This window comes from Flavobacterium sp. CYK-55 (genome assembly GCF_018413465.1).
GTDB lineage: Bacteria > Bacteroidota > Bacteroidia > Flavobacteriales > Flavobacteriaceae > Flavobacterium.
Map to the genome: position 1 here is coordinate 93,686 of NZ_JAHCDK010000010.1, position 12,678 is coordinate 106,363.

Annotated in this window: 11 protein-coding genes; 4 read left to right on the plus strand and 7 right to left on the minus strand. The window is 39.6% G+C overall.

Annotated elements, in window-relative coordinates; all coding sequences use genetic code 11:
• Positions 1-34: 34 nt before the first annotated feature.
• From KIH23_RS11095 to KIH23_RS11105, 3 genes are read right to left on the minus strand one after another with little or no spacing between them, the layout of a single operon-like run.
• Positions 35-1,183, minus strand: coding sequence for an efflux RND transporter periplasmic adaptor subunit (locus KIH23_RS11095; RefSeq protein ID WP_213213557.1), 1,149 nt, complete (start codon positions 1,181-1,183; stop codon positions 35-37).
• Between the two features lie 19 nt (positions 1,184-1,202).
• A complete protein-coding gene (locus KIH23_RS11100; protein ID WP_213213558.1) occupies positions 1,203-2,525 on the minus strand; it encodes a TolC family protein in 1,323 nt (440 codons plus the stop codon).
• A gap of 18 nt (positions 2,526-2,543) precedes the next feature.
• On the minus strand, positions 2,544-3,140 hold the full coding sequence (locus KIH23_RS11105; RefSeq protein WP_213213559.1) for a TetR/AcrR family transcriptional regulator: 597 nt from the start codon (positions 3,138-3,140) through the stop codon (positions 2,544-2,546).
• A gap of 146 nt (positions 3,141-3,286) precedes the next feature.
• Here KIH23_RS11105 and KIH23_RS11110 point away from each other — a divergent pair, with 146 nt between their 5' ends.
• The 3 genes from KIH23_RS11110 to KIH23_RS11120 are packed head-to-tail and all read left to right on the plus strand — an operon-like array spanning position 3,287 to position 5,340.
• A complete protein-coding gene (locus KIH23_RS11110; protein ID WP_213213560.1) occupies positions 3,287-4,261 on the plus strand; it encodes a polyprenyl synthetase family protein in 975 nt (324 codons plus the stop codon).
• A gap of 2 nt (positions 4,262-4,263) precedes the next feature.
• Positions 4,264-4,980, plus strand: a complete 717-nt coding sequence (locus KIH23_RS11115; RefSeq protein ID WP_213213561.1) for a hypothetical protein — start codon at positions 4,264-4,266, stop codon at positions 4,978-4,980.
• Positions 4,981-4,986: 6 nt separating this feature from the next.
• Entirely contained in the window at positions 4,987-5,340 is a 354-nt protein-coding gene (locus KIH23_RS11120) for a hypothetical protein (protein WP_213213592.1), read from the plus strand.
• Here the strand turns inward: KIH23_RS11120 and KIH23_RS11125 are convergent.
• From KIH23_RS11125 to KIH23_RS11140, 4 genes are all read right to left on the minus strand, one after another.
• On the minus strand, positions 5,337-5,960 hold the full coding sequence (locus KIH23_RS11125) for a hypothetical protein (protein WP_213213562.1): 624 nt from the start codon (positions 5,958-5,960) through the stop codon (positions 5,337-5,339). The genes KIH23_RS11120 and KIH23_RS11125 overlap by 4 nt on opposite strands.
• Before the next feature lie 11 nt (positions 5,961-5,971).
• A complete protein-coding gene (locus KIH23_RS11130) occupies positions 5,972-8,356 on the minus strand; it encodes a DUF5686 and carboxypeptidase-like regulatory domain-containing protein (RefSeq protein ID WP_213213563.1) in 2,385 nt (794 codons plus the stop codon).
• Positions 8,357-8,410: 54 nt separating this feature from the next.
• Positions 8,411-9,133, minus strand: coding sequence for a hypothetical protein (locus KIH23_RS11135; RefSeq protein WP_213213564.1), 723 nt, complete (start codon positions 9,131-9,133; stop codon positions 8,411-8,413).
• Between the two features lie 120 nt (positions 9,134-9,253).
• Positions 9,254-9,787: a hypothetical protein gene (locus KIH23_RS11140; protein WP_213213565.1), complete on the minus strand. Its 534-nt coding sequence runs from the start codon at positions 9,785-9,787 to the stop codon at positions 9,254-9,256.
• A 114-nt stretch (positions 9,788-9,901) separates the two neighbouring features.
• Between KIH23_RS11140 and KIH23_RS11145 the strand changes: the two genes are divergently transcribed.
• Positions 9,902-12,661 carry a 2-oxoglutarate dehydrogenase E1 component gene (locus KIH23_RS11145; RefSeq protein WP_213213566.1) on the plus strand — a complete coding sequence of 920 codons (2,760 nt, stop codon included), beginning with the start codon at positions 9,902-9,904 and terminating at the stop codon, positions 12,659-12,661.
• Positions 12,662-12,678 lie beyond the last annotated feature (17 nt).

The following is a 12,678-nucleotide window of genomic DNA, read 5'->3' on the forward strand; positions in this document are numbered from 1 at the left end:
TTTGTTTAAGGATGTGTATCAAAGAATGTTTCGTTTAGAAGTTAAGCTTCATTCCCTCAGAAATGTTGTTCACACCGTCGGTTACAATCATGTCTTGGGCAGTTAATCCGCTCAAAATTTCAGTAACATTGTCAGATGATTGGCCTACTTGAACAACTACTTTTTTGGCCGTGGCTGTTTTGTCTTTGATGTTGGTTGCTACGTATACATAGTTTTCGCCAGAAGCATCTTTTTGGATGGAATTTGATGGAGCAACGATGGCTTTTTTGTTGGTGTAATCAATGATGCGCAACTTGGCCACTTGATTCGGGCGCAACAAACCTTGTGGGTTCGGAACGCTTACTTCAATACCGAAACTGCGGTTGCTCGGGTTGATGAAATTGCCTACTTGGCGTACTTTTCCTTTGTAGGTTTTGCCCAGTGATGTTAAGAAAACATCTACTTCGGTTCCGACTTTGAGTTTGCCGATATAGGTTTCAGGCACTGATGTTGACACATACATATTACTCACGTTTACGATGCGCATCAAACCTTGCGGTGTGCCCGGCGCAACAACTTGACCTTTTTCAACAAAAACTTCGTCAATGGTTCCGCTAAACGGAGCGCGAATCACGGTTTTGGCCAATTGTGCTTTTAGCTGTGCCACGCCTTTTTGCGCGCTGATCATATTGGTTTGCGCTTGAAGGTATTGCATTTCTGAGCCAATTTTTTTGTCCCAAAGATTTTTCTGACGATCAAAATTGGTTTTGGCCAGCGCAAATTGATTTTCTAAACTCGCGAGTTGTTGGCTCAGGCCGGCGTCATCTACACGCCCTAAAATTTGCCCTTTGGCTACGCTTTGTCCGGCTTTGGCATTGAGACTCACCAATGTCCCACTGAATTCTGGTTGTACGATGATGTTTTCTTTGGTGTCCACATTTCCCTGAACTTCAAGATAATGCGTAAAAACCGTGTCTTGAATGGCTTGTACCGAGACCAAAGCCTCGTCTACTTTTACGTTGAGCTGGGTAAGCGCCGCATCAATTTTGTCAATATCTGCTTGTAAGGCTGTTTTTTTGGCTTGTAGTTCGGTTACTTTTTTGCCTTTGATTAAATCGTCGATAGAACCCGTGGCTTCTTCTTTTTTTCCGCATCCGATGACCAGTAATGCCGATGCCAAAATGAGTGTGATATGTTTTTTCATGGTTGTATTTAGTGTTTATTTAGTTTTTACTGAGTAATTTTTCAAGCGAAGCTCTTTTGGTAATGACATCCACCATGGCTTGCAAATAGGTTTGTTGCGCACTGTACAACTGACGTTGCGCATCGGTCAAATCAAAACTTGACGTGAGTCCTTCTTTAAACTTGACTTGATTTTTGTTCTCGATGCGTTCGGCTAGGTTCAAATTGCTTTTTGAAGTGCCCAATTGCTCTAAGCTGAATTCATAATCGCTTTTGGCTTTTTCAAAATCTAATTTGAGTTTTTGCTCGGTTTCTGAGAGTCGGGTTTTAGATTGCTCGAGAGCGATTTTGGCTTGCTGCGTACGTGCGCTTCGGCCTAAACTACTGAAAAGCGGAACGGTCAATCCAACACCAACATTCGAATAATTAAACCAAAGTTGATCACTGTTGAACATGGTAAATCTGCTCCCAAAAGTATTCGAACCAAAATTTACTTGTGCGCCCAATGACGGCAAAGCTTTGCTGCGTTCTAACTTGAGCAACAACTCGCTGCTGGTGAGTGTGTTTTGCCCAATTTGATAATCGATGTTGTTTTTAACTTGAAACTCTTCTTTGAGAATGGCCAAATCCATATTGTTTTGGGTTAGGTTTTCAAGCTTGTCTTTCAAGGTTAATTGATCTTCGAGGTTGATGCCTAAAACGAGTTTGAGCATATCAAGCGCAATGCGTTTTTGTCGTTTTACATTCTCGAGCGCGCTGTTGACCGATGCGAGTGTAATTTGCAATTGCTCGACGTTTTCTTCTTCAATAAAACCGTTTTTGTAGATTTCCTTAGTGTCACCTAAAGTTTTTTCTAAAGCTGCTTTGTTGCGCTCAAAAATTGCGATGCTTTCATCGGCCAACAAAACGTTTCCATAAGTATTGGTCACAATTTCGCGCAATTCTTGGTGGGTTTTTACCTTGGCATTTTCTGAAATTTTCAAATAGGTTTTTGCTGATTGCAATCCGACCAAATAAGAACCGTCAAAAATCAATTGGGTCAATTTAAGACTGGCATCCATCGAGTTGTAATTACCAAACGCGATGGTCGTGCTTTGACCGTTAACCGTAATTTGATTTTGTTGGATTTTTAAATTGTTCAAGTAATTGACGTTTCCGCTGATTTGTGGCAAACCGATGGTTGTGGTTTCCCATTTTTTCTTTTGGGCGGCTTGTACGTCGCGGCTGGCGTTGATGGAAGTGTAGTTGTTTTCAATGGCGTGACTAATGGCCTCTTGTAACGTAAATGCATACGTTTGAGGCTGATTTTGCCCATACATCACTACCGAAAACAGCACCAGAATGAGATAGAGTTTGTTTTTCATAAAGCTGACTGATGATTATTAATAAGTGTATTTGGATAGTTGTTTTTCTAATTCTTCAATGCCTTTGGCCGTTGCAATAGCTCGTGTATGGTATTCAAGCGCTTTGGCTTCAAGCTCGTAGGCATCTTTCTCAAGCATGGTGTTTTCATTGATCGAGAAAATCAAAGTATAATAGAATTTTACGGCAGCTTCTACATCGGTTTCTGCTCGGTACAAACCTTCTGAGATTCCTTTGAAGATGTTTTGACGGAACATTGTACTGCAATCTTCTACTTCGTTGGCCATCATTTTTTCATAAATCTCCGGATAGTGTTTTTTGAGCTGATAGGCCGGCGAATGATCAAACGATTGAAACATTTCTTTAAACATTTTGCGCAATTCAAAGTTTTCGGCAATGGCATTGTGGTTTTGAGCGACTACTTCGTCCATTACCGCATGAATTTTTTGATGCACCACTTCAGTGCCTTCTTCAATGAGTTTTTCTTTGTTGCTGAAATATTTGTAGATGGTTTTTTTTGAAATGCACATCTCGCAGGCAATATCGTCCATCGTCACACTTTTAAAGCCGAGCTTCAAAAACATATCGGTTGCCTTTTTGATGATTTTATCTTTCATAGGTGGGATAAATTTCTGGGCAAATGTAAAATGGAAACTTTAAATACCAAAAAAGTTTCCAAAGTATTTACAATTTTTTAACATATGGTTCAAATGCTGTTTTGTCAAACCCGACAGAAAGATTTACTTTAGCCAAAAATTTCTACATGCAAAGTCTCGCAGTTTACCAGGCTAATTTTCAAGCTTATCTTGAGCAACATCAACCCCAAAAAGAGCCTAAAAATCTCTATGAGCCTATTGAATATATCCTCAGTTTGGGCGGAAAACGCATCCGACCCATTTTGACTTTAATGAGTGCCGAAATCTTTGGAAAACACAGCCAAGAAGCATTACCAGCGGCTATGGCGGTTGAGGTTTTTCATAATTTTTCGCTTGTTCACGATGACATTATGGACGATGCGCCCCTTCGTCGCGGCAATGAAACTGTACACGAAAAATGGAATCTCAACACCGGAATTCTCTCGGGTGATGCGATGCTTATTTTGGCGTATCAATATTTTGAGCAATACCCGCCGGAGATTTTTAAAGAATTGGCGCAACTTTTTAGCAAAACGGCGCTTGAAGTTTGCGAAGGACAACAATGTGATATTGATTTTGAAACCCGAGATGATGTGACTTTGCCTGAATACCTCAAAATGATTGAATTCAAAACGGCGGTTTTGGTGGGTGCAGCTTTGCAAATGGGCGCCATCATTGCCCAAACCAGTACTGAAAATGCTCGTTTGATTTATGATTTTGGCCGAAATCTAGGCATTGCCTTTCAGTTGCAAGATGATTATTTAGATGCTTTTGGCAATCCCGAAACTTTTGGCAAACAAGTAGGGGGCGATATCATCGAGAACAAAAAAACATATCTTTATCTTAAAGCGGTTGAGTTTGCTTCGGCAGATATGCGCGAACAACTAGATCAACTTTATTCAATCAAACCCAATGACCCAACCGATAAAATTGAATCGGTCAAGCAAATTTTTGAACAAACCGGAGCCGTAAATGCTACGCGCACTGCAATTCAAGACTACACTTCAAGAGCTTTTCAATCATTAGAACAATTACAAATCAGTTCAGAAGCCAAGCAAATGCTTCATGCCTTTGGATTGAACTTAATGGGTCGTTCGGTATAAAAATGAACGCAAAAGCCATCAATTTTTTGTTCAGAAAAAACACTGAAAACCCTAAAACACTGTGGTTTTTAGCTGTCTTTTTCTTCGCTTTTACACCGTTGGCCTTGTCTGTAGAATCGGTTCAGACTCCCATGAACGGGCGTTGTGTAACCAATGTCATGGCCATTTTGTATTTTTTGCTGATGTGGCTTTCAGCCGATAAACTTCTTCGGCTGTTGATGATGCACATGGTTTGGCTTTCATATATCGGTGAGCTTATTTTTTGCGAGTGGCTCAAGATGTATCACTATCGAACCGATGGAATTCCGATGTATGTTCCGTTTGGTCATGCCATTGTTTATGCTTCAGGTTATGTGTGGGCGCACAGAAATTGGGCAATACAAAGTGATGCGCTCATTCGAAAAATATTTACCGTTCTTTTTTTATTGTCATTTTTAGCGGTTGGCTGGTGGTTAAACGATATCTTTACCTTGGTTTTTGCCGTGTTCTTTTTTGCTTTACTCAAACGAAAACGCTGGCAAAATCTGTATTATTTTATTGCGGTTTGCGTAGTTTTTATTGAACTTGTTGGAACCTATTTTAATTGTTGGGCTTGGTCCGAAAAAACGTTTGACTATCTTCCGACAGCCAATCCGCCTATTGGAGCCGTGTTTTTTTATGCCGGCGGCGATGTGTTGTTGGCTAAATTGGTTCAGAAATTAAATCAGAATCACACTTAAATAATGATGAGTTTTATAGCGCCTTTAAATACCGATATGCTTTTGGATGAAGCCTCAAAACAAGAGCTCTACCTTAAACTCATTGAGCAAATCAACAAAGATTTTAATTTGGCCAATGAAGGTGTTGATTTTCCGATGAGCACCACGCCTGAAGAACTCAAAATACAACTACACGAAAAAATGTACCGGCTTATTCAATACAAATTTGCCGAATATCTCAACTTGCTTTACATTGTTGATGTTTCAGAAGATCAAGTTAAAAAGCTCGACGGTTCAGACCTAAACAAACTTTCTAAAGAAGTAGCTTTTTTGATTCTCAAACGCGAATGGGTAAAAGTCTGGTTTCGCAACCGATACTAATTGATATTTTGTTCAAATATTTTTTTGAAATTGGGATTATTCCGAAAAAAGTCAACCGGATAATATTCTATAACCTCGCGCTCTAATATTTTTGAAGAAAAAAAATCCAAGGTTTGTTTATTCTTAACAAAATGAAACTTCTTGTTGTTTAATTTTTCTAGAACTTCAACACAAAATTCAGAGCAATAAAGTTTTTTATTTTGGGCTTTAAAATCAGTATCGAAGGTGATTTTTTGCTTCGAATAACTCTGAAGAATTTCATATAATCTAAGCTGTTCCTTTTTTGATATAGCACATGCCCAAATACTCAGATAGAATAAATCCTGAGGGCTTTTAAAACCTGCAAGCGATTCAATAACCAAATCTGAAGGCCCGTTGCGGTCATTGATTACATGATAAATCATAAATTTTTTACGCACCCAAAGTCCAATTCCAACATGTGTGATATGCGGATCTTTAAGATTGTATTTTTCGGCTATTAAACCTACTTTTTGTTTGGTTCCGCGACAAATTAAATAGATGCAATCTTTGCGATATAGGTTTTGAGCTGATAACGAACTACTGCACAATAACAGCATGGCAGACCAAAACACAAGCAAGGTCTGAATTGTTGATTTCATTATTTTGTGATTTATTGTGTGCTGAACTGAAAAGTAATTTTGTAAGCTAGATTGTCATTCGCTTCCGGATGGGCATAATATCCGTATCGATAAAAAACAGCAGTTCCTATACCTAAGTAGCCAATATTTGAGACGTTTACCTTAATCAAATTGTCTAAGCCTAATCCGGCTTCTAAAAACACATTTTTTTGATCTTTAAACCAAAGATTTGCTGTGTTTTGTTGATTTAATAATTGACCCCAACCCAAATGATTATATATACTCAGACCGGGTTGCACATATTTGGTTTTAAATAATAAAGTGCCAAAATGATGTTTTAAAAATAGATGTGCATATCGATCAGATGAAAACTCGTACGGCTTCATGGTTTGAAAAGTATTCTTAGTCACATAAGGGATGTCGGAATCATAACTGCCTTCACCGGTAAACTGCAAACCTAAGGGTACTGTTTGGTTGATATAGCCTGACTCAAATCGGTAGGAAGTTGTTCCGAAATTAGTAGTGTAAAAGCTTTGTTCAACAGCCATTTGTAATTTGAGGTAATTCAAGTCTGAGTTAAACCAATTTTTGATTCCTTTTGATCCAAAAAAGTACAAGATTGGATAGGTGGTTCCCGAACTAATATTTCTGTTAAAAACCTGCGTTATTTTTTCTTTGTAAGCAAACCTCAAGAAAATTCTCAAATCGGTATTGTGGTATCGGCTCAAATTTGAAACAAAATCAATAGGGTAAACAGGCTTAATGCTTGTTCTGTTGAGCGAAGTTTCACCAGTTAAATATCTTGAAATTCTATACCGAGCAACAATTGAGTTTTGATGAACATTGTCAAACCACGAACTTATAAACCTTCTCCATTTTAGTATATTTTTATCATACAGACTCAAATCAGTTCCTCCGATTTCAAATAGATTGTTTTGATGGCTAATACCAATACATAGCTCGTGTTTTTTTGAAATAAAGTAGTTGGCTTCATAACCGTATTTCCACTCAGAATCGCCTGTTCCGTAACCAGCAAATGCGCCCAATGAAAATTTTGAAGAGATTTTTTCATTGGTGTAAAAACCAGTTCCTAACCGTAATTTTTCAAACTCGTTATAATGGAACGTTTGAGAAAGATCAAGATCAACATAACCCAAATCTACTCGATTGTTGGCTGCTTTTTCGGCTATTCTCAAATAGCGATCAAACTGATGTTTTTGCCCGATACTATCCATAAAGCGATAGGTTTTAATCTCCTGATTATTGAGCTTTTCTTTTCGGTTTTCATCCCAAAACGATGTGTCTTTTTGGCCTGCATCAGCTGCTAAATGAACCGCTTCCAGCGCAAATTCTTTACGGGTAAGTTTAGGATTAATCTGCACTTGGTTAAGATAGCTTTTCCCTTCAAAAACAAAACCGGCTTTTTTAGACGGATATTCATCAAGTTGCAATACGTAATTTAATTGTTCCGGAAACCAATAAGTTCCTCCAATTAATTGATATTGTTGTTGAATTTTTAAATTAATCTTACCGCGTTGATAAGGCGATGCAATTACATTTTGCACAGCATACTTATTTGAGTTGATATACAGTAATCCTTTCAATCCATCAAAGTTCTTGTTTTTTTTAGGTTCAAACGAAATAATAAAAACAGTATCTTTTTCTTTCAGAAAAGAGTCTTCAATTTTAAACTTATATTTTTTTAAGCTGCCAGAGCTGATCGGATTTAAGTAGTGAATATCGATTAGTTTGATGTTGTCTTGATAAAACGAAAAAGGTTGCATTTCAGTAGCGACAGAGGCAAACATCGGGTTTTTAAATCCTGAGACTTTTGTAGCCAAAACTTCTTCATCGCTTAAATCGGGGGCGATAAATTTTCTGCGCGTTACGTTTTCCATGATAAATAAATGTTTTCCCCGCATAAATTGCTTCAAGCCAATACTGTCTTTTTGGTCTTTTGAATTGAGCTTAAGATCAGCAACCAATTTGTTGTAGCATTGATAAGTAAAAGACCCTGATTTTTCAGGATTGTTGATGTCTTTGTTTTCAATAACTTTTTTCATGATGCGCCAAGCAGGATTCTCACCGGGATAAACCGTAACCTCATTCAAATTTTGACTATCCGGAGTCAAGGCAATAGTCATGATCGAGTTCGGAGCTACTGTAAAAGGTACTATTTTGGTTTGATAACCAATAAAACTGCACCTAAGCGAAGTAATCTCTTGAGCCGAATAATAACTAAATGTACCGTTGATATCGCTACTAACCGATAGAGCGCTGTTGTTGTTGAATATAATATTCGCAAATGACAAAGGTTCGCCTGATGCTGCATCAACAACTTTTCCTCGGAGCGTTTGTTGGGCATACAAACCGATGAAGAAAAAACAAAAACACAGAATCAAAAACTTTTTTTGCATAGATAAATGTATAAAAAACCACAGTAAGCTATCTCACTGTGGTTTAATTAATTTTTACGGTTGGGCACCCCATCCAGAACTGTAACCAGAAGAGCCGCTTGAAGAATTAACAACAACTGTTCTAATACTGCCTTCGTCCATCCATCCGCCAATAACAAGGCCGACGAGTCCGCCAACAGCAGTGCCTATAGGGCCAAATGTGCTTCCATAACTAGCCCCAATACCGCCCCAAATAATAGCGTTGTATCCGTTAGAGCGATTCAAAAGTACGGTGTCTGAATAATTGCTATGACCAAGTGACCCTTTGCCGGGCGAAGTTTCGGTCTGATCAAAATAGGGCGCTATCAAATTGTAGTTGATGGCCAAAACACACAAGACATCCTTTTTTTCACGATCAGCAATTTTACTTTTTTGAACTTCGTCAACCAATTTGGTTATGCTGTAGTGCTCTAGTGATTTTTGTAAAAAAACCTTGGCTTCGTTTGAATACTTAGCATTTTTAATGATTGAAGCATTGTTAGCATTTTTGAAGCTTGCTAAAATTTGATTAAAATCAGCTAATGAAATGTTGCCCTGTTCCGGAAAGAACTTTTTGATGTAGAGGTCTAAAGTTTCTTGATCAATGTTGTTGAGTTTACCATTCTGATAATCAACATAAACAGCTTTGGCTGCGGTGACTACATCAATTCCAAATTGATTGTAAGGGTTGTTGGCTTGCGCTAAGCTCAATGATGCGCAAAAAACGCTGGCAATAATGCCTAAAAGAATTTTTTTCATGATATAAATATTAAATGGCGTTGATAATAAAAATGTTTGAACCTTCTCGAGAGTTTCAGAAAACTAAATTAGTAAGATTTGCAATTTATGCGCTGAGGATTTTCTGTAGTTTTTCTTAATTTAAAAATAAACCCGAACAAACGGCATAAAGGCCTCGCTATACACAAAATCATCTTTTTTAAACAGCACATTATATCTGAAACCCACCGTTATGTTGTCAGTACTGTAACCGGCACCAAAATACAAGGCGGTATTCCAAAAGTTGCGTTTGTATTCCAATTGTTTGAATTCTTGATTAACGCGAACTTGCTCTAATTCAACCGATAACTGAATGGCCTCCATCGGATTGAACAACCCGATCAAACTTCCGCCGTAAATATTTGACGTATATTCGTTTTTAAACTTTACATGACTGCCCTGCAAGCCTACACCAGCCGAAAAATAATCGTTAAAATTATAAACAGCACTGGGTGCAATCAGAATATCGGTATAGCCTGAACCTACACTAATTCCGAAGCCTCCGCCAAAGCGTACATGATCCCAAAAGTCGCTTTTAGGGGTTTGGTTTTGAGCGTTTGAGGTGATGGTTAAAAGCAAACTAAAAAATGCGAAAATCCATTTTATTCTATCCGAAAAAAACACATTTTTAAACATGTCAAGTTTTTTTTTGATTAAAACATAAAAGTATCCAAATTAATGAGAAATGAAAGGCATTTATTGTACTTTTGCCTAACATTTTTTAAAAATCCGCACATTCCTATATAAATTATGGACAGGTTTTCATTTCTGAACGCAGCACATACCCAGTTTTTTGCCGATTTATACGAACAATACACCCAAAACCCAGACAGCGTTGAACCCAGTTGGAGAGCATTTTTCCAAGGTTTTGACTTTGGGTTGGAATCATCGGGTGAGTACATCGGTGAGCAAATTGCTGCCGAAGCTCAAACCGGCACCGGTTCTGAAAAACTTCAAAAAGAATTCAACGTACTTCGTCTGATTGATGGCTATAGAACCCGCGGTCATTTGTTTACCAAAACCAATCCGGTACGCGATCGTCGTGTGTATGCACCCAATTTAGATTTAGAACATTTCGGTCTGGGCGCAATCGATTTAGAAACCGTTTTTGATGCCGCCAGAGTATTGGGCAAACAGCCGTGTTCACTCAAACAAATATTGGTGCATTTACAAAATATGTACTGCCAACACATTGGTATTGAATACATGCACATGGAAAACCCGATTTTTGTCAATTGGGTACAAGAGCGCATCAACCAAAATGACAACCAGCCCAACTTTAACGCTGAGCAGAAAAAACACATCCTCGGAAAACTCAATCAAGCGGTTTCATTCGAGAACTTTTTACATACCAAATATGTCGGACAAAAACGTTTCTCGCTCGAAGGCGGCGAAAGTCTCATTCCCGCGCTTGATGCCGTGATTGAAGCGGCTGCCGAAAAAGGCGTAGAGCATTTTGTTATGGGTATGGCCCACCGCGGACGTCTGAATACGCTGGCCAATATTTTTGAAAAACCCACCCAAGATATATTCTCAGAGTTTGACGGAAAAGACTATGACAAAGAATATTTTGACGGTGACGTAAAATACCACTTAGGGCTTACCTCTGAGCGCAAAACCAAATCAGGTAAAAAAATCAACATTAATTTGGCGCCGAATCCTTCGCATCTTGAAACCGTAGGTGCCGTGATTGAAGGAATTTCTCGCGCCAAACAAGACAAATATTTCCCGGACGATTTCTCAAAAGTATTGCCGATTGCTGTACATGGCGATGCGGCCGTAGCCGGACAAGGCATCGTGTATGAAATTGTACAAATGGCTTTGCTGGACGGATACAAAACCGGCGGAACCATTCACATCGTCATCAACAACCAAGTAGGTTTTACCACCAATTACCTCGATGCGCGTTCATCCACCTATTGTACCGATATTGCCAAAGTAACGCTTTCACCGGTGTTACACGTCAATGCCGACGATTCTGAAGCCGTGGTGCACGCCATGTTGTTTGCCCTTGATTTCAGAATGCAATTCGGACGCGATGTATTTATCGATTTACTCGGATATCGCAAATACGGACACAACGAAGGCGACGAGCCGCGTTTTACCCAACCGGTCTTGTACAAAATCATCGCGCGTCACAAAAACCCACGCGACATTTACGCCGAGAAGCTCATCACCGACGGCATTATTGATGCAGCTTATGTAACCAAAATTGAAAATGATTACAAAGCCAAGCTCGATGAAAACCTTCAAGCTTCGCGCAAAAAAGATAAAACCATCATCAAACCCTTCTTGCAAGACGAGTGGAAAGGCTTTGTTCAGGTTTCAGATGATGAAATGCTCAAAAAAGTCGACACCAAATTTGACCGCAAAAAACTCGATCAAATCATCGAGACCATTGCCAATTTGCCTTCAGACAAAAAATTCATCAGCAAGATTCAAAAAATTGTTTCTGATCGCAAAACGATGTATGACAACAACGCCCTTGATTGGGGAACCGCAGAGGCTTTGGCCTACGGAACCTTGCTTACCGAAGGCTACGATGTGCGTATTTCAGGTCAAGACGTTGAGCGCGGAACCTTCTCGCACCGTCATGCGGTAGTGAAAGTTGAAGACAGCGAAGAAGAAGTCATCTTGCTCAACCAACTCAAAGACAAAAAAGGACAATTCCACATCTATAATTCATTCCTTTCAGAATACGGCGTACTCGGATTTGACTACGGTTATGCCTTGACCAATCCGAATGCACTCACCATTTGGGAAGCGCAGTTTGGTGACTTCTCTAACGGAGCCCAGATCATGATTGACCAATACATTTCTTGTGGCGAAGACAAATGGAACAACCAAAACGGCATCGTGCTTTTGTTGCCTCACGGATATGAAGGACAAGGGGCTGAGCACTCATCGGCGCGTATGGAGCGCTACTTGCAGCTTTGTGCCCGTCACAATATGTATGTAGCCGATTGTACCACACCGGCCAACTTTTTCCACTTGTTGCGCCGTCAGATGAAAACCAAATTCCGCAAACCGCTCGTGGTGTTCTCGCCTAAGAGTTTATTGCGCCATCCGCTGTGTGTATCTACCGTTGACGAGCTGGCCAAAGGCGAGTTCCAAGAAACCATAGACGATACCGGCGTTGACAAGAAAAAAGTAAAAACCGTAGTGTTCTGCACCGGTAAATTTTATTACGACATCTTGGCCGAGCGTGAAAACTTAGGCCGCAACGATGTAGCTTTGGTGCGCATTGAGCAGCTGTTTCCGTTGCCGGTAGAGCAACTCAAAGCCATCATCAAAAGCTATCCGAAGGCCGATGATTTTGTTTGGGCACAAGAAGAGCCGAAAAACATGGGCGCCTATAGTTATATGCTCATGAATTTCGACTTGGTGCCTTGGCGTTTAGCATCGCTCAAAGCTTATGCAGCACCGGCTGCCGGAAGTCACACGCGTGATCGCCGCCGCCATGCCGATGCCATTAGAATGGTATTTGATAAAAATTTATTCAGATCATAAGAAGCTCATTCCCGCTC